The sequence below is a fragment of the Kocuria sp. SL71 genome, assembly GCF_026672465.1.
In the GTDB taxonomy this organism is placed as follows: domain Bacteria; phylum Actinomycetota; class Actinomycetes; order Actinomycetales; family Micrococcaceae; genus Kocuria; species Kocuria palustris.
Window position 1 is genome coordinate 641,215 of record NZ_JAPPRE010000001.1, and the last position, 24,020, is coordinate 665,234.

At 71.2% G+C, this 24,020-nt stretch carries 22 protein-coding genes; 15 read left to right on the forward strand and 7 right to left on the reverse strand.

The window, feature by feature from the left end; all coding sequences use genetic code 11:
• Nucleotides 1–14: 14 nt before the first annotated feature.
• From OVA15_RS03015 to OVA15_RS03030, 4 genes are all read left to right on the forward strand, one after another.
• Complete coding sequence (locus OVA15_RS03015; protein WP_268142969.1) at nt 15–842, forward strand: class I SAM-dependent methyltransferase; 828 nt, start codon at nt 15–17, stop codon at nt 840–842.
• A 78-nt stretch (nt 843–920) separates the two neighbouring features.
• Entirely contained in the window at nt 921–2,021 is a 1,101-nt protein-coding gene (locus OVA15_RS03020) for a FecCD family ABC transporter permease (RefSeq protein ID WP_268142971.1), read from the forward strand.
• Nucleotides 2,022–2,221: 200 nt separating this feature from the next.
• Complete coding sequence (locus OVA15_RS03025; protein WP_268142973.1) at nt 2,222–3,049, forward strand: ABC transporter substrate-binding protein; 828 nt, start codon at nt 2,222–2,224, stop codon at nt 3,047–3,049.
• Nucleotides 3,046–3,798 (forward strand): ABC transporter ATP-binding protein, encoded by a 753-nt coding sequence (locus OVA15_RS03030; RefSeq protein ID WP_268142975.1) that lies wholly within the window; start codon nt 3,046–3,048, stop codon nt 3,796–3,798. The genes OVA15_RS03025 and OVA15_RS03030 overlap by 4 nt, the downstream gene beginning before the upstream one ends.
• Nucleotides 3,799–3,924: 126 nt before the next feature.
• Here the strand turns inward: OVA15_RS03030 and OVA15_RS03035 are convergent, their stop codons facing one another.
• Nucleotides 3,925–4,773 carry a DUF1648 domain-containing protein gene (locus OVA15_RS03035; RefSeq protein WP_268142977.1) on the reverse strand — a complete coding sequence of 283 codons (849 nt, stop codon included), beginning with the start codon at nt 4,771–4,773 and terminating at the stop codon, nt 3,925–3,927.
• 111 nt (nt 4,774–4,884) lie between these two features.
• Between OVA15_RS03035 and OVA15_RS03040 the strand changes: the two genes are divergently transcribed.
• Nucleotides 4,885–5,244: a DUF488 domain-containing protein gene (locus OVA15_RS03040; RefSeq protein WP_268142979.1), complete on the forward strand. Its 360-nt coding sequence runs from the start codon at nt 4,885–4,887 to the stop codon at nt 5,242–5,244.
• Between the two features lie 55 nt (nt 5,245–5,299).
• Here the strand turns inward: OVA15_RS03040 and OVA15_RS03045 are convergent, their stop codons facing one another.
• Nucleotides 5,300–6,271 (reverse strand): hypothetical protein, encoded by a 972-nt coding sequence (locus OVA15_RS03045; protein WP_268142981.1) that lies wholly within the window; start codon nt 6,269–6,271, stop codon nt 5,300–5,302.
• Between the two features lie 307 nt (nt 6,272–6,578).
• Between OVA15_RS03045 and OVA15_RS03050 the strand changes: the two genes are divergently transcribed.
• Nucleotides 6,579–7,358, forward strand: a complete 780-nt coding sequence (locus OVA15_RS03050; RefSeq protein ID WP_268142983.1) for an SDR family oxidoreductase — start codon at nt 6,579–6,581, stop codon at nt 7,356–7,358.
• 32 nt (nt 7,359–7,390) lie between these two features.
• On the opposite strand, the gene OVA15_RS03055 is transcribed toward OVA15_RS03050, so the two are convergent.
• Together OVA15_RS03055 and purU are read right to left on the reverse strand one after the other, a co-directional pair.
• Nucleotides 7,391–7,597 (reverse strand): hypothetical protein, encoded by a 207-nt coding sequence (locus tag OVA15_RS03055; protein ID WP_268142985.1) that lies wholly within the window; start codon nt 7,595–7,597, stop codon nt 7,391–7,393.
• 317 nt (nt 7,598–7,914) lie between these two features.
• Nucleotides 7,915–8,778, reverse strand: coding sequence for a formyltetrahydrofolate deformylase (gene purU, locus OVA15_RS03060; RefSeq protein WP_058871008.1), 864 nt, complete (start codon nt 8,776–8,778; stop codon nt 7,915–7,917).
• A gap of 381 nt (nt 8,779–9,159) precedes the next feature.
• Between purU and ileS the strand changes: the two genes are divergently transcribed.
• The 3 genes from ileS to OVA15_RS03075 are packed head-to-tail and all read left to right on the forward strand — an operon-like array spanning nt 9,160 to nt 14,434.
• Entirely contained in the window at nt 9,160–12,519 is a 3,360-nt protein-coding gene (gene ileS, locus OVA15_RS03065; protein ID WP_268142987.1) for an isoleucine--tRNA ligase, read from the forward strand.
• A 47-nt stretch (nt 12,520–12,566) separates the two neighbouring features.
• Nucleotides 12,567–13,979 (forward strand): bifunctional folylpolyglutamate synthase/dihydrofolate synthase, encoded by a 1,413-nt coding sequence (locus tag OVA15_RS03070; RefSeq protein WP_204783308.1) that lies wholly within the window; start codon nt 12,567–12,569, stop codon nt 13,977–13,979.
• Nucleotides 13,980–13,984: 5 nt separating this feature from the next.
• Nucleotides 13,985–14,434, forward strand: coding sequence for a DUF4233 domain-containing protein (locus OVA15_RS03075; protein ID WP_024290642.1), 450 nt, complete (start codon nt 13,985–13,987; stop codon nt 14,432–14,434).
• Between the two features lie 84 nt (nt 14,435–14,518).
• On the opposite strand, the gene OVA15_RS03080 is transcribed toward OVA15_RS03075, so the two are convergent.
• Complete coding sequence (locus OVA15_RS03080) at nt 14,519–16,018, reverse strand: sugar transferase (RefSeq protein WP_204783108.1); 1,500 nt, start codon at nt 16,016–16,018, stop codon at nt 14,519–14,521.
• A gap of 213 nt (nt 16,019–16,231) precedes the next feature.
• On the opposite strand from OVA15_RS03080, the gene OVA15_RS03085 reads away from it, so the two are divergent.
• The gene (locus tag OVA15_RS03085) at nt 16,232–16,849 is read left to right on the forward strand and encodes an arsenate reductase/protein-tyrosine-phosphatase family protein (protein WP_268142990.1); all 618 of its coding nucleotides are present in this window, start codon (nt 16,232–16,234) and stop codon (nt 16,847–16,849) included.
• A 9-nt stretch (nt 16,850–16,858) separates the two neighbouring features.
• On the opposite strand, the gene OVA15_RS03090 is transcribed toward OVA15_RS03085, so the two are convergent.
• Both OVA15_RS03090 and OVA15_RS03095 read right to left on the reverse strand, forming a co-directional pair.
• Complete coding sequence (locus OVA15_RS03090) at nt 16,859–18,040, reverse strand: hypothetical protein (protein WP_268142992.1); 1,182 nt, start codon at nt 18,038–18,040, stop codon at nt 16,859–16,861.
• A 1-nt stretch (nt 18,041) separates the two neighbouring features.
• Entirely contained in the window at nt 18,042–19,562 is a 1,521-nt protein-coding gene (locus OVA15_RS03095) for a polysaccharide biosynthesis tyrosine autokinase (protein ID WP_024290638.1), read from the reverse strand.
• A 182-nt stretch (nt 19,563–19,744) separates the two neighbouring features.
• On the opposite strand from OVA15_RS03095, the gene OVA15_RS03100 reads away from it, so the two are divergent.
• From OVA15_RS03100 to OVA15_RS03120, 5 genes are read left to right on the forward strand one after another with little or no spacing between them, the layout of a single operon-like run.
• Nucleotides 19,745–20,722, forward strand: coding sequence for a glycosyltransferase family 2 protein (locus OVA15_RS03100; RefSeq protein ID WP_268142994.1), 978 nt, complete (start codon nt 19,745–19,747; stop codon nt 20,720–20,722).
• Nucleotides 20,722–21,288 (forward strand): acyltransferase, encoded by a 567-nt coding sequence (locus OVA15_RS13205; RefSeq protein WP_285730901.1) that lies wholly within the window; start codon nt 20,722–20,724, stop codon nt 21,286–21,288. Before OVA15_RS03100 ends, OVA15_RS13205 begins: the two co-directional genes overlap by 1 nt.
• Nucleotides 21,285–22,274 carry a CgeB family protein gene (locus OVA15_RS03110; RefSeq protein WP_024290635.1) on the forward strand — a complete coding sequence of 330 codons (990 nt, stop codon included), beginning with the start codon at nt 21,285–21,287 and terminating at the stop codon, nt 22,272–22,274. The genes OVA15_RS13205 and OVA15_RS03110 overlap by 4 nt, the downstream gene beginning before the upstream one ends.
• Nucleotides 22,265–23,302, forward strand: coding sequence for an RNA-binding protein (locus tag OVA15_RS03115; protein WP_268142997.1), 1,038 nt, complete (start codon nt 22,265–22,267; stop codon nt 23,300–23,302). Before OVA15_RS03110 ends, OVA15_RS03115 begins: the two co-directional genes overlap by 10 nt.
• Nucleotides 23,299–24,006 (forward strand): acylneuraminate cytidylyltransferase family protein, encoded by a 708-nt coding sequence (locus OVA15_RS03120; protein ID WP_268142999.1) that lies wholly within the window; start codon nt 23,299–23,301, stop codon nt 24,004–24,006. Before OVA15_RS03115 ends, OVA15_RS03120 begins: the two co-directional genes overlap by 4 nt.
• The last annotated feature ends 14 nt before the right edge of the window (nt 24,007–24,020 follow it).

A 24,020-nucleotide genomic window follows, 5' to 3' on the forward strand; every position in this document is an offset into this window, starting at 1 on the left:
ACGAGGAGACAGAGATGACTGGTCGTACGCCCACCGGTGGGCAACTGCCCCCGCACCGACCAGCCCCTGGAAAGAGGCTCGACACGCACCGTCCGGAGGCCTGCGAGCACACCCCCGGACGTCGATTCAGGCCGGACAGCGGGCACGAGGTCCAGCGCCGGATCACCGACTACTGGGACCAGCGGGCGCGGGAGTACGACCGCCAGCAGCACCGCGAAGCACGCGTGGAGGCGGATCGGATCGCGTGGCGGGGGATCCTTGAGCAGGTGATGCCCGCTCAGCCCCAGGACGTGCTGGATCTGGGCACCGGCAGCGGCTACATGGCCCTGCAGCTGGCGCAGCTGGACCACCGCGTCACGGGGATCGACCTCTCGGAGGCCATGCTCGGGATCGCCCGGGACCGGGCTGCTGAGCTGGGCCTGGCGGTGGAGTTCGGCCTGGGAGATGCCGCCGAGCCTCCGGTGGCGCCCGGTTCCTTCGACGTCCTCGTCAGCAGGTACCTGCTGTGGACCCTGCGCTCGCCCGATGACGCCCTGCGTGCCTGGCGGCGCGCGCTGCGACCGTCGGGGCTGCTCGTCGCGGTCGACGGCCTGTGGTTCCCGCGGGGGATCGACGCGAACCCGACTCCAGGGTTTCGCGAGCACTACGACCCTGCCGTGCGCTCGGTGCTGCCGCTGGCCGAGGCCCGCAGCGTCGGGGAGCTCACTGAGCGGATCCGCGCCGCGGGTTTCCGGGACGTGCGGGTGCGTCTGCTCGAGCAGCTGTGGGAGCTGGACCGCGATCGAGGGGTCGTTCAGGGCCACGATCTGGTGCCCCAGCACCTCATCACGGCTCGGCCCTGAGGTGGAACCGCAGCGGATCGCGCGCCGCAGCAGCGTCAGTACAGTGAAGGCTTCTGAAGCCGAAGGAGGGGCCGCATCGTGAGGCAGGAGTCGAGCTCGCAGATCGCGGGCTCGCAGATCGGGCGGGTGCTCTCGCGCAGCCGCCGACGCGCGGTCCTGTGGATCGTCGGCCTGGCCGCCGTGCTGTGCGCGGCGCTCGTGCTGGCGGTCGGCGTGGGCTCCGTGAGCATCGGGCCCGTGCGCGTGCTGGGTGTGCTCGTCGAGCATCTGACGGGGGTGGAAATCGGCCCCGGTGCCAGCGCCACGCAGGATGCGATCGTCTGGCAGGTCCGCGCCCCGCGCGTGGTGCTCGCGGCCTTCGTGGGGGCAGGGCTGGCGGTGTGCGGCATGGCCCTGCAGGCGATGGTGCGCAACATGCTGGCCGATCCTCAGCTGCTCGGCATCAGCTCCGGAGCCTCCTGCGGCGCGGCGGCCTCGATCCTCTTCGGGTTCACCCTGGGCGGCGGGGAGCACGCCCTGCAGGCCATGGCCTTCCTGGGCGCTCTGGGAGCCTCCGTGCTCGTCTACGCCACCGCCCGCTCCGGCGGTCGGCTGACCTCGGTGCGGCTCCTGCTGGCCGGGGTCGCGGTGGGCTACGCGCTCAACGCGCTGACGAGCTTCCTGATCTTCGCCAGCGGCAGCGCCGAGGGCACCCGCTCGGTCATGTTCTGGCTGCTGGGCTCGCTGTCGCTGGCGTCGTGGGGCACGCCGCTGGCCGCCGTCGTCGTCATCGCCTCGGTGACCGTGGTCGTGCTGAGCCTCCAGGGGCGGCGCCTGGATGCCCTGGCCCTGGGCGACGACACCGCGCACTCGCTGGGCGTGTCGCCGGAGCGCACGCGGGCCCTGCTGCTGGTGCTCGTCTCGCTGTGCATCGGGGTGCTGGCCGCGGCCTCGGGCAGCATCGGGTTCGTGGGGCTGATCATGCCGCACCTGGCCCGGCGACTGGTCGGCGCGGCTCACACCGCCGCCATTCCCGTGGCGGCCCTGCTGGGCGCTCTGCTGCTGAGCCTGGCGGATCTGGCCGCGCGCACCGTGCTGCAGCCCCAGGAGCTGCCCATCGGCATCATCACCGCGATGCTGGGCGCCCCCTTCCTCCTCCTCCTCATCCGACGCATGCGCGCCGGGTCCTCCTCTCGCTGATCGGAGCTCCATGCACTCGTCGTCCCGTTCTCGCGCCCGCGTCCTGTCGGCAGCCGCCGTGCTGCCGGCGGCCGCACTTCTGCTCGGCAGCTGCTCCCAGGACCAGGACTCCGAATCCGACGGAGGCGGCGGGCACTACCCGGTCACCGTGAACAGCTGCGGGGGAGGACGTCACCTTCGAGCAGGAGCCGGAGCGGATCGTGCTGCTCAAGTCCGCGTCGGTGCCGGGGCTGCACGAGCTCGGTGTGCTCGACCGGGTCGAGGCCAAGGCCGGGGCCTATCCGCTGGAGTCCTACGACGAGACCACCCGCGAGGAGGTCGAGGCCATCCCTTCGCTGGGCGGCGACGTCGACTCGAGCGGGCATCTGAGCGTGTCCCAGGAGGCCGTGATGGCCCAGGAGCCGGACGTCGTGATGGGACAGGCGGAGAACCTTGATGCCTCCGCGCTGTCGTCGGTGGGGATCCCGCTGCTCGAGGAGCCGGCGCTGTGCCCAGGGGGCATCGAGGATCCCGGGTTCGACGACGTCTACGACCAGCTGCGGCTGTACGGGAAGGTCTTCGACCGCGAGGACGAGGCCGAAGAGAACATCGGCGAGCTCGAGGATCGTGTGGCGGCCGTCGAGGAGCAGGTCGACGGATCCGCCTCGGACCAGGAAGAGCCCCTGACCGCCGCGGTGCTCTACCCCACGGTCGGCGGCGGCACCACCTATGCCTACGGCGCCCACAGCATGGCCGCGCCGCAGCTGGAGGCCGCGGGTCTGGAGAACGTCTTCGCAGACCTCGACGAGCGCGTGGCCGAGGTGACTCCCGAGGAGCTGGCCGGGCGGGATCCCGACGTCCTGATCGTCCTCTACTCGGAGGGCGACCCTCAGGCCGTCGAGGACTCGATCTCGGACATCCCCGGCACCGACGGCATCTCCGCGGTCGTCGAGGACCGGATCCTGGCCATGCCGATGAACATGACGGAGCCGGCCACTCCGCAGGCAGTGGACGGTCTGGAGCGGATCGTGGAGGAGTTCCAGCAGTGATCGAGGGGACCGGGCTGTCCTTCTCCTACGGCCGGGGCCCCGCGGTGGACGGGATCGACGTGGTGTCGGTGCCCGAGCGACTCATGGGTCTGATCGGACCCAACGGCAGCGGCAAGTCGACGCTGCTGCGGCTTCTGCATGGTCGCCTGCGGCCGGCTTCCGGGCGGGTGATGGTCGACGGGCGCGATCTGGCCGGGATGAGCGCCAGGGACATCGCGCGCAGCATCGCGGTGGTCGTCCAGGAGCACGAGCCCGTGGTCGAGCTCAGCGCAGCGGAGATGGTCATGCTGGGGCGCCTGCCCCGCGGCGGGCTGGGCGGCCCGGCGGCCGCCGATCATGCGGCCGCGGAGTCCGCTCTGGAGCAGGTGGGCCTTCTCGCCCAGGCCGAGCGGCCGCTGTCGGCCATGTCCGGCGGCGAGCAGCAGCGGGTCATGATCGCCCGGGCCATGGCGCAGGAGACGGAGCACCTGCTGCTGGACGAGCCCACCGATCACCTGGACATCCGCTACCAGCACGAGGTGCTCTCCACGGTGCGGCAGCTGCGCCGCACGTCGATCGTGGTGCTGCACGACCTGAACCTGGCGGCGCAGTACTGCGATGAACTGGTGCTGCTGGACCACGGCCGGATCGCCGCCCGCGGGACGCCGGACGAGGTGCTGCGCGCCGAGGTCCTGGAGCCCGTCTACCGCATCGGCGTGCGGCGCTGGGACGACGACGGCATCCACCTCTCCTTCGGCCTCCGAGACTGACTCTCCCCGCCCCGTCCTGCCACCCCGCCGAGTGGATACTCAATTGCGCAATTCGGCCCTTCTGCGCAACTGGGCATCCACTCGGCCGGGGGGGCTGGAACGACGGCAGCGGAAAGTCCGGTTCGATCAGGCGATCAGGGGCCCGACCAGCAGCGCCAGACCCAGCAGCAGCCAGCCCACGGGGAAGATCCAGCACAGGACCTTGCCCGTCCGGTGGGCCACATTGAGCGTCCAGTTCGACGGCTGGTTCTGGACCATCAGCGGAAGCTCGGGGTCATTGACCAGACCCGGGATGCGCCATCGATGCAGGTCCTCTCGCGAGTTCTCGCCGAGGGGGATCTCGAGTGCGTCGAGCTCGCGCAGCACGTCAGCCCGGCTTCCGCGGAGGCAGGCGGCGGCGATCAGAGGCAGAGCCAGCATGGAGGCGCCCAGCAGCCAGGTACCGCGGATCTGCCCTGAGCCGTCTGCCCAGCCGGCCACGCTCGTCGCGCAGATCGCGGTGCCCAGCGGCAGCAGGGACCAGGCCACGGCGGCGGCGAGGCGGCGGTTCTGCACAGCCATGCGGATCAGCGGTCCCAGTCCATCGGCGAAGGGGTTCCGGGGACGAGGTCGGCCCACTGCGGTGACCAGCGTCGTCAGGCCCGAGGCGAACAGGACGCCGCTGGCCCCCAGCAGCGGGCCGACCAGCACCGAGCCTAGGGTCTTGGGCTCCCAGCGGGTGACCTGGCCGTCGGCGTCGGTGTGGGCGGCGACCTGCTCGGGGATCCGGTCCCACCATGCGGCGCACAGCAGCAGCGTCGCGACCAGCACCGCGGCCATGACCACGGAGGGCACCAGCGGCGAGGGCATGCCGTCGACGTGCAGCTCGTAGCCGCCCTCCTCGACCGTTAGCGCCCACTCGCCCTTCGGCAGGCCGTCGGAGTCCGCGGGGCGGTCCCGGGATGCTGGCAGGGCGGCGGATCGGTCGGAGCTCACCGCGCCACCCTCCCACCCCCCCGCCGAGTGGATACTCAGTTGCGCTGTTCGCCCCGATAGCGCAACTGAGTATCCACTCGGCGGGAGGGGAGGGGCGCGTAGGGTCGGGGCATGACGCATGTGGAGATCAAGAAGGTCCGCGACGAGCCCTCCTCGGACGACGGCGTCCGGCTGCTCGTCGACCGCCTCTGGCCGCGCGGCGTGTCCAAGGACGACGCCGAGCTCGACGGGCACCCCAAGGATGTGGCGCCCAGCACCGACCTGCGCAAGTGGTTCGACCATGACCCGGAGAAGTTCCAGGAGTTCGGCGACCGCTATCGCGCAGAGCTCGACGACAACGACGCAGCCCATGACCTCGCCGCCAAGCTGCGCGATGAGCGCCCCCAGGAGGTCACGCTGCTCTATGGCGCCAAGGACGACGAGCACAACCATGCGATCGTCCTGCGCGAGTGGCTGCGCGACCACCTCTGAGACCGCCGAGTGGATCCTGGGTTGCGCTGTTCGCTCCCTCTGCGCAACTCAGTGATCACTCGGCGAACGGGGAGGGGCGGCGGGCGCGGCGGATCATGTCGATCAGCGCCGGGCGGTGGCCTCGAAGGTCCTCTGCGGTGACCCGCAGCTCCTGCCACCCTGCCGCCTCGGTGAGCCGACGCCGCAGGATGTCGTTGCGCAGCTGATCCCCGCGGGCATGATGCGGCCCCTCGACCTGCAGACTCAGCCGATCCTCGTCATCGGCCAGATCGGGCCAGAAGCAGGATCCGTTCGGCGCGCTCACCTCCAGATCGGTGACCCAGCGGGTCTCCCCGAAGCGCTCGAGGCACAGGCGCGCCTCGGTCTCCAGCGCGGAGTCGACGGCCGCCGCCGTCCGCTGCAGGGCGCGCTTGATCCGAGCGACTCCGCGCACTCCCGGCAGCTCGCGCAGTTCTCTCTCGAGCTGCTCTCGAGACCTCAGTGCCGGCAGATCCTTCCGGATGCCGGTGGTGTGGGTGCAGATGATGCCATCGAGCACGGCGACCAGGGCGTCGTCGTCGAGCAGCGGCCAGCGGCCCTGAGCGGCACCGGCCAGATCCACTGCGGTCCGCGCAGGGGAGGTGACGACGACGCCCTCGATCTCGATCAGCGGAGTCAGCCGGGGCAGCAGGCGGTGGGCGATGATCCCGGGAGATCGCATGAGCAGCTTGGGATCGGGGGAGACCAGGTGAATCGGCCAGGTCATGCGCAGCCGGTTCGGCACCCGCAGACCGAGCAGCACCGCAGCCGTCACGTGACTGGCCGCCGCCCCGGGCTGGGCCTGGAGCATGGCAGGCAGCAGGCGGCGCAGCTCCCGGACATGATCGGCTACCGCATCGCGCTGGCCGGCCTGCCAGACCCCGCGAGAGACCCGCACATAGGGCCCTCGTGTCAGCTGAGCGGGGCTGACCCCGGCGACGGCCGCCTGAGCGGTGGTGAAGGCGTGCTGGGACAGCGACTCCGGCACGACATGAGGCGGTTTTCCCATGGCCGCAACGGTGCCGCAGCGCGCCGCCGTCGTGGGGCCGGGATCGGACTCTGTGCAGTGCGCGTGGGGGCCGGCCTGTGCAGGGCAGCCCTGTGGAGCCGCTGCCCTCCCGCCCCCTCCCCGCCGAGTGGATGCCCAGTTGCGCTGTTCGCCCCAACAGCGCAACTGGGCATCCGCTCGGCGGAGAGGGGAGAGGGGGACTCGGTGGGCGTGGATGCTCGGGCAGGGCGTCGGTAGCGTCAGGGACAGACAGGACGGGCGGTGCAGGTCGGGCCCGTCGACGCACAGCAGCGAAGGAGCGCAGGACATGGACGCAATGAAGACGAACGCCGCCGGACGCCAGATGGTCGCCGTGGTCACCGGGGCCTCGACCGGGATCGGCGAGGCCACCGCACGACGCCTGCGCGCCGACGGCTGGATCGTCTACGCCGTGGCGCGGCGCGCCGAGCGCCTGGAAGCGCTGGCTCAGCAGACCGGGGTGATCGCGGCGGCGACCGATCTCACCGTGCAGGAGCAGGTCGATGCCCTGCGCGATCGCGTGCTGAGCGAGCAGGGCGCCCTGGACGCGCTGCTGAACATCTCCGGCGGCGCGCGCGGCACCGACCGGGTCGCGGATGCCAAGGACGAGGACTGGCAGTTCATGTACGACGTCAACGTCATGGGCACCATGCGCCTGATCCGCGCCTTCCTGCCGGCGCTGCGCGACAACGGCGAGGGCACGGTGCTCAACCTGACCTCGATCGCCGGCTGGCGGGCCTACGAGGGCGGCTCCGGCTACAACGCCGCCAAGTTCGCCGAGCGCGCCATGACCGAGGCGCTGCGCCTTGAGGAGGCCGAGAACAACCTGCGGGTGATCGAGGTGGCCCCGGGTCTGGTGCACACCGAGGAGTTCTCGCTGATGCGCCTGGGCGGGGATCAGGCGGCCGCGGACAAGGTCTACGCGGGGGTGGACAAGCCGCTGATGGCTGAGGACGTGGCCGAGGTCTGCGCCTTCTCGGTGAACCTGCCGCACCACGTGGACCTGGACACGATCACCGTGAAGCCGGTGGCCCAGGCCGCCCCGCACAAGATGATCCGGAGCAGCTGAGGAGCCTTCAGCGGGTGTATGCGGAGGAGCCTTCAGCGGGTGTAGGCGGTGCCGGTGACCTCGCAGCCGTCCTCCGAGTGGAAGGCCTGGACCTGGGAGAGGAAGGAGCCGGCGTCGGTGCCGTCGCAGGCGCTGTGGACGTTGGAGGCATAGGCGCCCACGCCGGCCAGGACGCTGAGCACCAGCAGGAAGGCGAGCACTGCGCTGAGCAGAGCTCGGCCGTTGAGAGCATCGGTCATGCGGGCACCTCCTGCACTGCTGTCTGCGACCCTCGGACGATCACTCCCTGCGATCGTCGCCCCCGGGGCGCGGTGCCGCCGCCTGCGGTACCTGTCGGTCGGCTGCGGCTCCCTCCGCCGCAGCGGGTCTGCCGGGCCCGGGTGCGTGTCGAGGACAGCATCCGGCGACGGACCACGAGACAACGTAGCGACCCGCACGTGGGCCGCGAGCCGATTCGAGGGGAAAACCGATAACGATCCGGTCACTGTGTGCCGATTCGTTGATCTGGGTCACACCTGCGACGCGGCTGGGCGAGAGCCCTGTCACAGCAGGAGTTTCAAGACCCGAAGACCACCGTGCGGTCGCCGTTGAGGAAGATCCGCCCCTCGCAGTGCGCCTGGACGGCCCGGTGCAGCACGGTGCGCTCCACATCGGCTCCGGCCTGCACCAGGTCGTCCTTGGAGTGCCCGTGGTGCACGCGGGTCACGTCCTGCTCGATGATCGGACCCTCGTCGAGATCCGCGGTGACGTAGTGCGCGGTGGCCCCGATCATCTTCACGCCGCGGTCGTGGGCGCGCTGATACGGATTCGCGCCGATGAACGACGGCAGGAACGAGTGGTGGATGTTGATGATCGGGGTGGGGGCCTTCTGCAGGAACTCGTCCGAGAGGATGCGCATGTAGCGCGCCAGCACGATCAGGTCGACGTCCTCGCCGATCGCCTCGAGCACCGCCGCCTCGTGCTCCTGCTTGGACAGCCCCTCGTGCGGCACCACGACGAACGGGATGCCGTGGAACTCGCACACCTGACGGTGGACGTCGTGATTGGCCACGACCTTCACGATCGACCCGCCGAGCTGCCCGTCCTGGGCCCTGCGGATCATCTCATTGAGGCAGTGATCCGTCCGGGAGGCCAGCACCACGATGCGTTGCTGCGCCGGGTGCGGGCGGATCTCCACTTCGGCGTCGTCGAGCGAGGCGGTGAGCCGCTCGCCCAGGCGCCGGAACTCGTCGTCCTCGGCCGCGGGGGAGGCGAAGAGCCCGGAGGGTGCCTCGATGACCGCGCGCACGAAGAACGAGCCGTCGTTCGTGAACTGATCCAGCTGGTTGATGTTCAGACCCCGGTCCGCGAAGGCGGTCGTGATGATGGAGACCAGTCCGGTGCGGTCGGGGCAGGAGACGCGGACGATGCGCTGGAGCACGGCACTTCCTCGAGGGACGAGAGGCGGGGGAACGAAGGGATATCGTCCCACAGGCGCCCGCACGGCGCGGCCATCCCGACGTGCTGCAGGTGTGGGCCGTGGCCTATGATCGAAGATAGAACGTGAGCAGAGATCCGGCCATCACCGGGGAGCTCTTCGGAAGAACGGGGCCTGCGCCCTCAGTAGAGCCGAACGGGTCGGGCCCGACACAGCCTCAGGAATCGAGCGGCTCGCCTGCTACCGGATACGGGGGGGCGGCGGGCAAGCGAGGTGGTACCGCGTCGAAGACGGCCGTCACGCACGGCCACGGCGTCCTTGCAGCAGGGACCCGCGGAGCATGGTCCGCGGGAACGAGGACGACGCACGACCAGGACGGACCACATGAGCGCACAGCATCCCCTGTATCCCAAGGCGAGCACCGGCGAGACCCGCGGCGTGCCCGCCTCTCCGCGCTTCCCGCAGATCGAGGAGCGGGTGCTCGAGTACTGGAAGCAGGACGGCACCTTCCAGGCCAGCATCGACCAGCGCCCGGCCGGCGAGAACGGCTCCAACGAGTTCGTCTTCTACGACGGCCCTCCCTTCGCCAACGGCCTGCCGCACTACGGCCACCTGCTCACCGGCTACGTCAAGGACCTCGTGGCCCGCTTCCAGACGCAGCAGGGCCGTCGCGTGGAGCGCCGCTTCGGCTGGGACACCCACGGCCTGCCCGCGGAGCTCGAGGCCATGAAGCAGCTCGGCATGACGGACAAGGCCGAGATCGAGGCCATGGGCATCGACCGCTTCAACGACGCCTGCCGCACCTCCGTGATGACGTACGCCTCCGAGTGGAAGGACTACGTCACCCGCCAGGCGCGCTGGGTCGACTTCGACAACGACTACAAGACCCTGAACCCCGACTACATGGAGTCGGTCATCGGCGCGTTCAAGGCCCTGGACGACAAGGGCCTGGTCTACAAGGGCTACCGCGTCCTGCCGTACTGCTGGAAGGACGAGACCCCTCTGTCCAACCACGAGCTGCGCATGGACGACGACGTCTACCAGGAGCGCACCGACCAGACGGTCACCGTGGCCTTCCGCCTGACCGGCGAGGTCCAGGACGAGACCGCCGGCGACCTCGAGCTGGCCGCTCAGCTCGCCGGCGCCGAGGCCCTGGCCTGGACGACCACCCCCTGGACCCTGCCCACGAACCAGGCGCTCGCGGTCGGCCCGCAGATCTCCTACGTCCTGGTGCCGGGGCGCGGCGAGCTCGAGGGCCGCCGCTTCCTGCTGGCCCAGGACCTGCTGGGCGCCCACGCCGAGGCGCTGGGCTTCGAGTCCGCCGAGAAGGCCGCGGCCGCCGTCGAGCGCACGCTGCAGGGCGCGCAGCTCAAGGGCCTGCGCTACGAGCCGCTGTGGGACTACCTGCGCGGCCTGCCGGGCACGGCCGTGGCGCTGGCCCCGGGGCAGTCGCTCGAGAACTCGTGGCAGATCATCGTGGCCGACTACGTCACCACGACCGACGGCACGGGCATCGTCCACCAGGCCCCGGCCTACGGCGAGGACGACCAGATCGCGTGCGCCGCCCACGGCATCCCCGTGGTGCTCTCCGTCGACGAGTCCGGTGCCTTCTTCGGCTGGTTCGCCGACGGCTCCGTGCTGCCGGGCACCCCGCTGGGCCCGATCGCCGATCGCAACGTGTTCGACTCCGAGGTCTCGCGCACGATCATCCGCGATCTGCGCGAGCGCGGGCTGCTGGTGAAGCAGCAGTCCTACGCGCACTCCTATCCGCACTGCTGGCGCTGCCGCAACCCCCTGATCTACCGCGCGGTGGACTCCTGGTTCGTGGAGGTCACCCGCTTCAAGCAGCGCATGGTCGAGCTCAACCAGGACATCAACTGGATCCCGGGCAATGTGAAGGACGGGCAGTTCGGCAAGTGGCTCGAGAACGCCCGCGACTGGTCGATCTCGCGCAACCGCTACTGGGGCTCGCCCATCCCGGTGTGGGAGTCGGATGATCCGGCCCACCCGCGCCGCGACGTCTACGGCTCGCTGGCCGAGCTCGAGGCGGACTTCGGCCGTCTGCCGCGCAACGCAGAGGGCGAGGTGGATCTGCACCGGCCCTGGATCGACGAGCTGACGCGCCCCAATCCGGATCACCCGGAGGCCACCATGCGCCGGGTGCCCGAGGTCCTCGACGTGTGGTTCGACTCCGGGTCGATGCCCTATGCCCAGGTGCACTACCCGATGCACAACCGCGAGTGGTTCGAGACCCACAACCCGGGCGACTTCATCGTCGAGTACATCGGGCAGACCCGCGGCTGGTTCTACACGCTGCACATCCTGGCCACGGCGCTGTTCGACCGCCCCGCCTTCCGCAATGTGATCTCCCACGGCATCGTGCTGGGCTCGGACGGGCAGAAGATGTCCAAGTCCCTGCGCAACTACCCGGATGTCTACGAGGTCCTGGACCGCGACGGCGCCGACGCCATGCGCTGGTTCCTGATGTCCAGCCCGATCCTGCGCGGCGGCAACCTGATCGTCACCGAGGAGGGCATCCGCGAGGCCGCCCGCCAGGTGCTGCTGCCGCTGTGGAGCACCTGGAACTTCTTCAGCCTCTACACGAACGCCGCCGACGGCGGGGCCGGCTACGACGCCCAGCCCCGGTACAGCTCCGATCACGTGATGGACCGCTACGTCCTGGCCCGCACCGGCGCCGCCGTGCGGGAGGTCGAGCGCCACCTGCAGGCCTACGACGTCTGGGCCGCGGCCGAGGCGCTGCGCGCTCACATGGAGCTGGTGACCAACTGGTACGTGCGCCGCAGCCGCGACCGGTTCTTCGAGGAGGACCGCGAGGCCTTCGACGTCCTGTGGACCGTGCTCGAGACGACCGTGCGCATGGCGGCCCCGCTGCTGCCACTGATCTCGGAGGAGATCTGGCGCGGGCTGACCGGCGGGCGCTCCGTGCACCTGACGGACTGGCCCGACGCCGATCGGTTCCCCCGCTCCGCCGAGGACGAGCGCCTGGTCCAGCTCATGGAGACCACGCGTGCGGTGTGCTCGGCGGGCTCGTCGCTGCGCAAGGCGCACAGCCTGCGCGTGCGCCAGCCGCTGGCCGGCATGACAGTGGTCGTCCCGGACGGCCAGGCGCTGGCCGGCACGTTCGAGTCCATCGTGGCCGATGAGCTGAACCTCAAGTCGGTCGAGCTGCGCGACACCGCCAGCACGAGCCCCTCTGACTACGGCATCTCCCAGCAGCTCAAGGTCAACGCCCGCGCCGCGGGCCCGCGCCTGGGCAAGGGCGTGCAGGCCGTGATCAAGGCGGCCAAGGCGGGGGACTGGTCCACCGCCGAGGACGGCACCGTGAGCGCCGGCGGCGTCGAGCTGGCCGAGGGCGAGTACGAGCTGCAGACCGTGGTGGGAGAGGACGCGGCGGCCGAGACCGCCGTGACCGTCCTGCCCGGCGGCGGGTTCCTGGTGCTCGACACCGCCCTGACCCCGCAGCTGCAGGCCGAGGGCGTGGCCCGCGACATGGTCCGCGCCGTGCAGCAGGCCCGCAAGGACGCCGGGCTGCAGGTCTCCGACCGCATCCGCACCACGATCACGGACACCGCCGAGGTCGTCGCGGCCGTGCAGGACAACCGCGAGCTCGTCTCCGGGGAGACGCTGTCGGTCGAGCTCGAGCTGATCGAGACCCAGGACCCGAAGCAGTCGGGCATCACGGTCGCCGTGGTGGCCTCGGCCGGATCGGAGGGCGCGCTGTGAGCATCGATCCCCCCGAGAAGGACACCTCCGCCGCGCAGACCGCCGATCTGGGCGCCTCGGCGCTGAGCCAGGACGACTCGGTGTGGGCCTCGCCGTCGGTGGGCTCCGTCGAGGACGTGTACCGGCAGCTGCTGGCCCGCGCCCCGGAATCGGCCATGGAGCCGCGGATGGAGGCGGTCGAGCAGGCCGTGGAGCTGCTGGGCGATCCGCACCGGGCCGCACCGGTCATCCACATCACGGGCACCAACGGCAAGACCTCCACGGCGCGCATGATCGAGGCGCTGCTGCTGTCCCAGGACCTGCGGGTGGGCCGCTACACGTCGCCGCACCTGGAGTCGGTGACCGAGCGCATCTGCCTGGACGGCTCCCCGGTGACGGAGGAGACCTTCGTGCGGGTCTTCGCCGAGATCGCCCCGCTGATCTCTGTCGTGGACTCCGGCCTGGAGGCCGAGGGCAAGCAGAGGCTGACGTACTTCGAGCTGCTGACCGTGCTGGGCTTCGCGATCTTCGCCGACGCCCCCGTGGACATCGTCGTGCTCGAGGTGGGGCTGGGCGGGCAGTGGGATGCCACCAACGTGGCCGATGCCGCCGTCTCGGTCATCACGCCGATCGACCTGGATCACACCGAGCTGCTGGGCGACACGGTGGAGGACATCGCCCACGAGAAGGCCGGGATCCTCAAGCCCGAGGGCTTCCTGATCTCGGCGGCCCAGGTCCCGGAGGTCGCCGACATCCTGCTCGAGCGCGCGCAGGAGCTCGGGATCCCGTTCCGCTTCGAGGGCGTCGAGTTCGGCGTCACCGAGCGCACCCCGGGCGTCGGCGGGCAGCAGCTGTCCATCCGCGGCTTGGCCGCCGAGTACGAGGAGCTGCTGCTGCCGCTGCTCGGCGCGCATCAGGCGCAGAACGCCTCGGTGGCCGTCGCCGCCGTCGAGGCCTTCGTGGGCGGCGGGGAGCGCGCCCTGGATCTCGAGGTCGTGCGCGACGCCTTCGCCGCCGTGACCTCGCCCGGGCGGCTCGAGCTGATGCAGCCGTCGCCGCCGGTGATCCTGGACGCCGCCCACAACCCGCACGGGGTCCGGGCCAGCGCCGAGGGGCTCGTGGAGGCCTTCCACCCCGAGCGGCTCTACGCCGTGGTGGGGGTGCTCGCCGAGAAGGACGTCGACGGCGTCCTGCGGGCCCTACACGACGGCTACGACCACGCCCGAACCCAGTGGTGGTTCACCCGCTCGTCCTCGCCGCGGGCCGTGGATCCCGAGCAGCTCGCGGAGGCCGCGATCGCCCTGGGCTTCGACGAGGCCGCCGTGCGCATCTCGTCGAGCATCGGCGAGGCCATCGAGGAGGCCCTGTCGGCCGCACGCTCGGAATCGGCCTCGGATTCCGAGGGCAAGGGCGAGTCGGCCGTGCTGGTCACCGGCTCCATCACCGTCGTGGGCGAGGCCCGCGAGATCCTGGGGAGGTGAGAGCCGTGGCGCAGAAGCAGCGCAGGCTCAGCCGCAAGCAGCAGCAGTGGCGCCCGGGGCAGCGCAAGAAGCCGTCCTCGGTCATGGTCATGTTCGGGGCCACCACGCTGCTCATGGAGGCCTTCGTGGTGTTCTTCGGCGGACTGGCGGCCTTCGGGATCTGGGGCGCTGGACACCCCGGACGCGTGCCCGTGCTGATCGGGGCCGCCGTGCTGGGGATCGTCTTCGTGGTCGGCTCCGGCACCGTGAGCCGTCCGTGGGGCCCGGCCTTCGGCTGGATCCTGCAGCTCGTGATGCTGGCCACCGGATTCGTGTTCCCGCCTATGTTCCTGGTGGGCGTGCTGTTCGTGCTGTGCTGGTGGTACTCGCTGCGCACCGGCCGGCGCCTGGACCGCGAGAAGCGGCAGCGCTACGAGGCCGAGCTCGAGTGGGATCGGCGCCACGGGCTGGGCTGACAGGCTCCGCAGCGACGGCGAGGGCGGCGACCGCATCACGCGGTCGCCGCCCTCGCCGTCTCGTCCGGGGAGCGGGATTGGACGTCAGTACGCGCCGCGCGCCGTGACCACGGCACGGACCGTCTTCACGAGGATCAGCAGGTCCTGGACCATCGACCACTGCTCGACGTACAGCAGGTCCAGGCGCACCGAGTCCTCCCAGGAGAGGTTGGAGCGGCCGGAGACCTGCCACAGCCCGGTCAGTCCGGGGCGCACCAGCAGACGGCCCCGGGTGGGGGTGTCGTAGGCGGCGACCTCGCGCGGCAGCGGAGGGCGCGGGCCCACCAGGGACATCTCGCCGCGCAGGATGTTGAGCAGCTGGGGCAGCTCGTCCAGGCTCGTGCGCCGCAGGAAGGCCCCGACGCGCGTCATGCGCGGGTCGTGCTCGAGCTTGAACAGACCCTCGCGGCCGAGCTGCTCGCGCAGCATGAGCTCCCCCAGGCGCTCCTCGGCGTCGACCACCATGGTGCGCAGCTTGAGGATCTGGAAGGAGCGGCCGTCGCGGCCCACGCGCTCCTGGCGGAACAGGGCCGGGCCGGGGCTGTCCAGGCGGATCAGCAAGCACAGCACGAGCAGCAGGGGAGCCACCAGGATCAGGCCGATGGCCGAGACCACGACATCGAAGATCCGCTTGGCGGCCACCCGCCAGCCGCTGTTCTCCGGAGCCGGGATCTGGATCATCGGCATGCCCGCCAGGGGCTGGTGCACCGTGTGCGGGGAGGTGATCCCCAGCAGCGAGGGCGCCATGACCAGGGTGATCCCGGCCTGGTGCAGGCCCCAGGTCAGCTCGCGCAGGGTCTGGCTGGGCAGCGGATCCGCCCCGGCCAGGGCCACGGCCTCGGCGTCGGTGGCGCGGGCCATGCGGATGATGCCCGGCACGTCCTGCCGACCGCGCAGGGCGGGCAGGTCATCGTCCCGGGGCGCAGCGCCGTCCGGGATGACCAGCCCGACCGGGCGGTAGCCGGCCGAATGGGTCCTGCGCATGGTCTGCCCGACCACGTGGGTCGCCTCGGCTGAGCCGACCAGCAGGACGCGTCGAAGCCCATGGCCCTGGGCGCGAGCCGCGTCCAGCCGGCGGCGCACGAACCGGCGCCCGAGCAGGAGCAGCAGCACACCCAGGGGGAACAGCGCGATCACGTAGCCGCGGGCCAGCTGCAGGAAGGCCAGGTAGCTGAGCGTGGTGACCAGGAGGTAGACCGCCACCGAGCCGTTGACGACAGCGCGGTACTCCTCCGACCCGGTGCCCAGCAGACGGATGCTGCGGGAGTCGGCCAGACCCAGGACGGCCCACCAGAGGCCCACGATGATCAGCGAGATCGCCGCGTAGGAATGGCCGTCGGGGCTGCTGGCGCCGGGCTGCGGGCCGAAGCGCAGCAGATGGCTCAGCACAGCGGCCGCAGACAGCGCGAGAAGATCCATGAGCCGCACGGCGCCCACGAGTCGGCTGTGCCAGGGCAGTCCGGGGGAGCCCTCAGCACCGCGGGGGTCGAAAGGACCCTGCGGTGTCGCGGCAGCGACGCTGTGGTCTGCGGAAGACTGCTTCAATGGAGGAACCTGCGGATCGCGTGGGGGGGAATCGCGAGGGGACGGCGGGGGTGCGTCCGGAGCCGGTGGTGGGGGCCGGCGTCCATGCGAATGCATTCAGCCTACGGCGGTTGCCCCCATGCGTCGCCTCATCAGGCAAGATAGTGGATCGCTCTTCAGGGGACAAAGCCTGTCCGAGGGCTGATCGCATGCAGCGAAGCGGGAGGGAGCCGGATGGTCCGCGTGCTGGCAGTGTGCACGGGCAACGTGTGCCGTTCGCCATATCTGCAGGTCGTGCTGGGCTCAGCCCTCGAGCAGGCGGCCCCCGGCGGGTTCGAGGTGACCAGCACCGGCACCGGGGCGCTTGCGGGGGCACCGGCGGATCCCGGCACCCGGGTCGAGCTCGAACGGCGCGGACTCAGCGCCCATGGCATTCGGGCCCGTCAGATGGCGGCGGCCGAGCTGGAGGCCTCCGATCTGGTCCTGACCGCCGAGCGCTCCCATGTGGAGCAGGTGCTCGAGCTCTCGCCGCGCATGCTCAAGCGGACGTTCACCCTGCCGGAGTTCGCGGCCCTGCTCGAGCAGCTGTCGACCTCCGGCCCCGTCGAGTCCCTGCGTCCCGGGGCGGCCCCGCGCCGCACCGAGCAGCGCTGGCGTCGGCTCCCCGAGGTGCTCTCGGCGCGGCGCGCCCGGCTCGGCGAGCCTGCCCCGGAGATCGCGGATCCGTACCGTCGCGGGCAGGAGGCATTCCGCTCGATGGCCGCCGAGATCGACGACTTCGTCCGGCGCATCGTCGGCTGGGAGCGCTCCATGCGTGCGGAGCCTGGTGGGGGCGGGTTCACGCAGCCGTGAGGGAGCGGGTCAGCTCGAGAGCTGGGAGTCCCCCGAGCTCTCGAGCGCGCCGAGCTCGAGGAGGTCCTCGATCGCCCGGTGCACGAGCATCTCGGCGTCCTGCGGGGCCCCGGGGAGTCCGAGCAGCTCGGCCACGAGCTCGTCCCTGCTGCGCCAGCCGAGGCAGTCGAACCACAGCTGCGGTCCGAGGCCGACCAGGCAGTGGAAGTGCTCATCGCGCAGCAGCAGGAGCGTGGGCGACAGCGGGTCCGTGAGCATCACGGCGTCGTCCACGGGGACGCTGCGCAGCATGCCCGGTTCTGGGGGCGCAGCGTCCTCGAATCGCAGCTGCTCGTGGGGCACGGGCTCCCAGGGGGCTCGTGCCGGCTCCGCGGCCTCGCCCACCGCCTCCTCGCCCCCCAGCAGGCGCTCGGCGAGCCCGAGCAGCTCATGCTGCTCGGAGTACTCCAGGGCCCAAACGCCGCCCAGGCGCTCGAGGGTGCGGATCAGCAGGACGAGACCCCGGTCCATCTGCGACAGCGACGAGGTCTGGGGCACCAGGTGCTCGAGCGCCTCGAGCAGGGGCATCCTGCGCAGCCGGGGAGCGGAGCCGTCCGGCTCGCGTCGGCGCAGCAGCACGCCCAGGATGTGAAGCCTCGAGGGCACGGGCTCGAGCAGGCCGAGCTCATCCGGGCCGACCTGGTCCTTGGGGCGGCGGCCGTGCGGGCGCAGCACGGACAGCGGCTTGGGGAACGGGGAGATGCTCAGGGTGCTCGGCTCGATCACCGAGGTCTCATCGCTCAGGTAGCCGAAGCTGCGCCCGAGGGTCCCGGTCGCAGTGGTCTTGCCGGTGCCGCTGGGGGCGGCCAGCACCAGGGCCCGGCCGGAGCGGTCGGAGACGGCGGCCGCGTGGAGCATCAGCGACGTGCCCCGGCCGGCGTCGATGACGAGCCGGGCCGCCAGCTGGGAGAGCTCCTCGTGGAACGCGCTCCACAGCAGGCTCGAGGTCTCATCCTGCGTCGTGGGGCAGCTCAGGACCGGCTCGTGCCGCTGCGCATCTGCCGGGAGCTCGCGGAACCGGCTCCAGGCTCGCCGGAGCTGTGCCAGCTGCCGGCTTCCGAGGCCGTCGACGCGCAGCGCGGCCCCGTCGCCCAGATCGAGCGCGATCCGGTGCCCGGATCCCGACGAGCCTGCTCCGGGGACCCGCTGCATCTCAGGCCTGATCCGCGGCCGGGGTCTCGGTCTGGTTGTAGTAGTACGCGTTCGAGTACTGGCCGTAGTCCTTGGCAGCCGCTCCCTTGCGCGGTGCGCGGTTCACGACGGCGCCCAGCAGGGGAGCACTCAGGCTGCGCAGCCGCTCGACGGCCTTCTGGAGGTCGTCGAGGTTCGTGCGCCCGGCCTGGGCCACGAGGATCACGCCGTCGGAGCTGCGGGCGAGCACGGCGGCATCGGTCACGGGCAGGACGGGCGGGGTGTCCAGCAGCACGATGTGATCGCGGCTGAGCTCCTGGATCAGCTGGCGCATGGTGTCCGAGCCCAGCAGCTCGGAGGGGTTCGGGGGAGTGCGCCCGGCCGTGAGCACGAAGAGGTTCTCGCTGTCCGGGCCGGGCTGCAGGACCTCGTCGAGGGTGGCCGCCCCGCGCAGGACGTCGGTGAGCCCCGCTCCGCCGGGAACGCCGAAGAAGTGGTGCTGGACCGGGCGGCGCAGATCGGCGTCGATCACGATCGTGGACTCGCCGGCGGCGGCCAGCGCGGCTGCCAGGTTGGCGGTCACGGCGGACTTGCCCTCGCCGGAGATCGACGACGACACCACGATCGAGCGCGGCGGGTTGTCCACATTGGAGAAGGCCAGGTTGGTGCGCAGCATCCGCAGGGCCTCGGCCGTGGCCCAGCCGCGGGCGTCCTTGCGGGAGGTGCTCAGCGGGATGAGCTGGCGGCTGCTGCTCAGGCGGGAGTCCACGGGGACGGCGCCCAGCAGCGGCAGGCCGGTGCGCTTCTCGACGCCTTCGGAGGAGCGGATCTTGCGGTCGAAGGCGTGACGCAGGAACAGGTAGAGCAGCGAGATCACGATGCCGGCGGCCAAGCCGATCAGGAGGTTCTTCTTCAGATCGGGAGACGACGGCGCCGACGGCGGGGTCGCGCTGGACAGCGGAACGATCTGGACCAGGTTGCCGTCCACGATCGCCTGCTGGACCGCGAGCTCCTGATCCGTCAGCTCCTCGGCGTCCTCACCGGTGGGCACCTCCTGGCCCTGGGCCATGGCCGCCTCGATGGACCCCGCGTGCTCGGACAGCGCCTCGGCGTAGGTGTCGGCGACGACCACGGCGTCCTCGGGGGTGCTCGCCCGTCCGGTCACGTTGATCTCGGTCGTGCCCGGGGGGACGTCGGCGGAGACGCCGGCCACCTCGATGCCGCCCAGATCCTCCTGGGCGAGCTTCGCTACCTCCGGAGAGCCCACGGCTGCTCCGTAGGTCGCGGCCTTGGAGCCGGCGAGGCTCTGTGCGGCCTCGTAGTTGGCCAGGCTGGTCGCTCCGCCGGCGATGACCATGGCCTTCGAGGTGGCCGAATAGGTCTTGGGCATCAGCGCTGTGACGATGCCTGCGATCACGAGGCACGCGAGGATGATGCCGAGGATCACCTTCCAGTTCCGGATGAGGGTCCCCAGGCCTGCGCGCAGCTGATCCGCGATGGAGGGGGTGGCGTCCAGGTCTGGTGCGATGAGCGGCTGTGTCACGGAAGGCCTTCTGTGCGTGGGACGGCGCCGTGGCGGGCGGTATGCCGCGCACGGCTGCTCACCCGCCTCGACACCGAGAAGTACATGCGAGATTATATGATGACGGCCTGATCAGTCGCCATGAGCGGCGCCCGGCCGGGCGATTCCGAGGTGAGCGACACCATATTCTTCTAAGGGGCTGAATGCGCATCGAGTCTGCGGCGGAGGTGCCTGTGACATGGCGCGACGCTGTGACGATCGTCATCCCCTTTTACGGCGATCCTGCGGAGACGCTGAATCTCGTCAGTCGACTGCGCAATTCCCCTGCCCCTGAGGTCGCGGAGATCGTGATCTCCGACGACTGCTCTCCGTCCCCCTTTCCGGGGACGCTTTCTGAGCGGGCGTCTGCCGCAGGTGCGCAGGCGGTGAGCGTGCGCGTCGTGCGCCGGGAGCGCAATGGCGGGTTCGGGGCCGCGGTCAACACGGGCCTGGAGCAGGTGCGCACGCCGCTGGCCCTGGTGCTCAACTCCGATCTGGAGATCGAGGCGGAGCAGATCTCCGAGCTCGTGGCGCAGGCCGCGCCCTGGCAGCCGGTCGTGGCCACCGCCCAGGTTCTCGGACCGCAGGGGACCGCCCAGTACTCCGGGAGGCATTTCCCCACGATCGGCCACCAGACGATCGAGTGGCTGACGCCGCTGGCGCGCTGGCGCCATCACCGGGTGCTGCACGAGGCCGTCGGACATGACATGCGGGGGGTCGAGAGCACCGAGCCGATCGCCGTGGACTGGGTCATGGGAGCGGTCATGCTGCTTCCGGTCGCGGAGGTCCGTGCGCTCGGCGGCTTCGACGAGGGCTTCCACATGAACAGCGAGGAGGTCGACCTCCAGCTGCGGCTGCGAAGGATCGGCGTGGCCTCCGTGGTGATCCCGTCGGTGCAGGCCGTGCATGTGGGAGGAGGCTCCTCCGATCCCCAGCGGCGCCGTCAGTGGCTCGTGGACTCCCGTTTCCGCTATGCCGGCAAGTGGGACAGGCCCCGCGTGCTGGCCGCTTCCCTGACCATTGCCTCGACGGCGAACTTCGCCGTGAACTGCCTGCGCCGAGCAGCGGGCACACCCGTGCGACCCATCTCCACCCTGCGCAGCGAGCTGCGCCTGATCCGTGAGGGGATCCGATGCGCCTGATGTCCGCACTCGCCGAGCTGCCGCCTCGCCTGGCCTGGCAGCGCGGTCGGGTGGCCTCCGAGCTCGTCTACCGACGCGGCTTCCGCGCCTGGGGCGATGGCTCCGTCATGGTCTCGCCGCGCAAGATCCAGGGCAGCGAGCGGATCAGCGTCGGCAGCGGCTGCGCGATCTACCCCGGGGCGTGGCTGGGGACCGAGCCCGGAGGCGAGCTGGAGATCGGCGACGACGCGTACCTGGGCCATGACGTGCACCTGCACGGCATCACGCGCACCGTCCTGGGCTCGGGCTGCATGCTCGCCGACGGGGTGCTGGTGACCTCCGCCGGACACGATCTGCACCGCGGCGGGGCGGTGACGCGCGGCGGCCCCATCACGATCGGGGACCGGGTGTTCATCGGCAGCCGGGCCATGGTCATCGCCTCCGTGACGATCGGCGACGACGCGGTGATCGGAGCGGGTGCGGTGGTGACTCGAGATGTCCCGGCCGGGGCCGTCGTGGGCGGAGTCCCCGCACGGGTCCTGGGCGGGGTCGCGGAACCGGTGCGCGCGCAGGGAGGCAGCGCATGAGGACGCTGATCGTCGCGCCGCGCTTCCACGGCTACGGCGCCTCGGTGGCTCGTGCCATGCAGCGGCTCGGCCACGAGGCGATCCTGCACAGCTACGACCTCCCCACCTCCTTCGCCATGCGGGTGCGCAACAAGGCGGTGCATGACCTCCCCGCCGCCCTGGTCCCGTCCGAGTGGCGCCGCGAGCCGTCCCGCCGCGCGGTCGAGCGGCTGCAGGCCGTGCGGCCGGATCGCGTTCTGGTGATCAAGGGCGATCTGCTCGACGATCGCTGGTGGGATGCGGTGCTGCGCAGCGGCGCCTCCGTGCTGACGTGGCTCTACGACGAGGTCGCGCGCATGGACTACACGTGGGAGCGGCTCGAGTCCATGCCTGCGATCGCCTCCTATTCGCCGCACGACGTCGGTGTCCTGCGGGAGCGGGGGATCACCGCGCACCATCTGCCCAACGCCTTCGACTCGCTGCTGGGATTCACGCCTCGCCAGGAGCCCGCCGTCTCGTTCATCGGGGCGCGCTACGACCAGCGCGTCCGCCTGCTGGTCGAAGCCCACCGGCTGGGCGTGCCCGTGCGCGTCTACGGGAGGGACTGGTCGCGGCGCCCGGCGGACATCGCCGCCACGCGGATGCTGCCGGTGCCCGGGCTGCCCACGGGGCCGCAGCTGGACCGCTCCGATGGCTATGGCGTCATGGCCGGCAGCCTCGCCTCGATCAACACGCACGCCCGGCAGGACGGGTTCACCATGCGCACCTTCGAGATCCCGGGGACCGGGGGGATCCAGCTGATCGATCGTCGCGACGTCGGTGAGTTCTACGCACCGGATCGGGAGGTGCTGGTCTTCGACGACGCCCAGCAGCTCGCCGAGCAGGTCGAGCGCGTCCGTCGCGATCCTGCCTGGGCGAAGGACCTGCGCGAAAGGGGCCGTCAGCGCACCCTGGCGGAGCACACGTTCGTGCACCGAGCGCAGCGGATGGAGGCGCTGTGGGTCTGAGGCATCCGCAGGACCTGGAGCAGTGGCGGCGCTGGCAGCGGCCCTCGGCCGCGCGTCGGGCGGTGGCCGCCGTGCGTCGCAAGGGTGCCCCTGAGCAGCGTCCGCAGCTGAGGGTCCTCGCCACCGGGCAGCGCCCGCGCTTCCTGGTGGCCCTGGACAGCGCCAATCCCTCAAGCCGCGCCTCGGTGCTCGAGCCTGCGCAGCTGCTGGAGCGCGGATCCGTGGCCTGCGTGGGCTCGACGCTGACTCTGGAGCAGGCAGGGCTCAGCGAGCATGCCGAGCAGCTGCCTGGCTGGGATCCGCAGGACCCGCTGTGGGCGGGGATCGTGCGCGTCCTGAGCGTTGGTGCGGGTCTGCCCGCCGGCGATGCGGTCTGCGACTGGGCTGTGCAGCGCGGCATCGAGTCGGTGGTGGTCCAGCACGGCCTGCTGACCCCGTGGGCGCCGCCGCTTCCCGCCGGGGCCACGCTGCTGTCGTTCACCGAGCAGGACGGGGCCTTCTGGGCCAGCGGCCGCAGCGACGTGACCGTGCGCCCCGTGGGCTCCCAGGCCCTGTGGAGCGCAGCGGCCGGTGCTCCGGCGGAGTCTGCCGAGCACGGCGAGCTCGTGTTCCTGGGGCAGATGCACGGCCGCGAGCTGCCCCGCAGGCAGATCGTGGGCCAGACCCTGGGGTTCCTGCGCAGGGAGCCGCAGACCGTCTACCGGCCGCATCCCTCGGAGAAGGACATCCTGAGCCGCGCGGTCCACGCCGGCATGCGCCGACGCGGCGTGCGCTTCCAGGACGCGTCCGTGCCGCTGGCGAGTGCGGAGGCGGACGTGGTCTCCGTGTTCTCCACCGGTGTGCTGGAGGCGGCTCAGCGCGGTCGCCGCGCGTGGGTCCACCACGACGACCCGCCGCCCTGGCTGGTCGAGTTCTGGGACCGCTACGGCCTGGCGCGCTGGGGCCAGGAGCCCACGCGTCCCGTTCGCTGGGCCGAGACCGAGCCGGCCCGCGCCGTGGCCGACTATCTGCGAGGAGGGACTCCATGACCATCCTGTGCGTGATCCCCGTGCGGGGAGGCTCCAAGGGAGTCCCCGGGAAGAACATCCGCGAGCTGGCGGGCCGCCCGCTGGTCGCCTGGACGATCCGCGCGGCACTGGCCGCGCAGGAGGACCTGCGCGTGGTGGTCTCGACCGATGCGCCGCAGATCGCGGCGATCGTCCGTGAGCACGGCGCAGAGGTCCCCTTCCTGCGCCCGGATGAGCTGGCCCGCGACGAGACCCCCACCGAGCCGGTGATCCTCCATGCCCTGGCGGATCACCGCCGGAGACATGGGGAGCCCGAGGCCGTCATGCTGCTGCAGGCCACGAGCCCCCTGCGCCTCCCCGGCACCCTGGATCGAGCCGTGCGGCAGCTGCGGGAGCAGGGCGCCGACTCGCTGGTGGGAGCCGTGCCCGAGACGCCCTTCCTGTGGCGGCAGCCGGAGACCCCCGGCCAGGCTCCGGGTGCCGACTACGACGTCGAGCACCGGCTGCGCCGCCAGGACATGGCCCCGGCCGATCTGCGCTACCGCGAGAACGGCTCGCTCTACGTGACGCGTCCGTGGGTCTACGACGAGCACCACAACCGATTGGGCGGCCGGATCAGCCTCTTCGAGCTCGACCCCCTCGAGGGCGTGGACATCGATACCGAGCTCGACTTCCAGCTGGCCGAGCTGCAGGTCAGGGCCCACCGCGCCCGACTGGCAGACTGAGGGGCTCATCTCCC

Excerpts from the sequence above, each read along its gene's own strand:
- OVA15_RS03120 (WP_268142999.1), top strand. The coding sequence starts at position 23,299 with ATGACCATCCTGTGCGTGATCCCCGTGCGGGGAGGCTCCAAGGGAGTC.
- OVA15_RS03015 (WP_268142969.1), top strand. The coding sequence starts at position 15 with ATGACTGGTCGTACGCCCACCGGTGGGCAACTGCCCCCGCACCGACCA.
- OVA15_RS03045 (WP_268142981.1), bottom strand. The coding sequence starts at position 6,271 with ATGGGAAAACCGCCTCATGTCGTGCCGGAGTCGCTGTCCCAGCACGCC.
- OVA15_RS03110 (WP_024290635.1), top strand. The coding sequence starts at position 21,285 with ATGAGGACGCTGATCGTCGCGCCGCGCTTCCACGGCTACGGCGCCTCG.
- OVA15_RS03050 (WP_268142983.1), top strand. The coding sequence starts at position 6,579 with ATGGACGCAATGAAGACGAACGCCGCCGGACGCCAGATGGTCGCCGTG.
- OVA15_RS03090 (WP_268142992.1), bottom strand. The coding sequence starts at position 18,040 with ATGCAGCGGGTCCCCGGAGCAGGCTCGTCGGGATCCGGGCACCGGATC.
- OVA15_RS13205 (WP_285730901.1), top strand. The coding sequence starts at position 20,722 with ATGTCCGCACTCGCCGAGCTGCCGCCTCGCCTGGCCTGGCAGCGCGGT.
- OVA15_RS03055 (WP_268142985.1), bottom strand. The coding sequence starts at position 7,597 with ATGACCGATGCTCTCAACGGCCGAGCTCTGCTCAGCGCAGTGCTCGCC.
- ileS (WP_268142987.1), top strand. The coding sequence starts at position 9,160 with ATGAGCGCACAGCATCCCCTGTATCCCAAGGCGAGCACCGGCGAGACC.
- OVA15_RS03040 (WP_268142979.1), top strand. The coding sequence starts at position 4,885 with ATGACGCATGTGGAGATCAAGAAGGTCCGCGACGAGCCCTCCTCGGAC.
- OVA15_RS03100 (WP_268142994.1), top strand. The coding sequence starts at position 19,745 with ATGCGCATCGAGTCTGCGGCGGAGGTGCCTGTGACATGGCGCGACGCT.
- OVA15_RS03085 (WP_268142990.1), top strand. The coding sequence starts at position 16,232 with ATGGTCCGCGTGCTGGCAGTGTGCACGGGCAACGTGTGCCGTTCGCCA.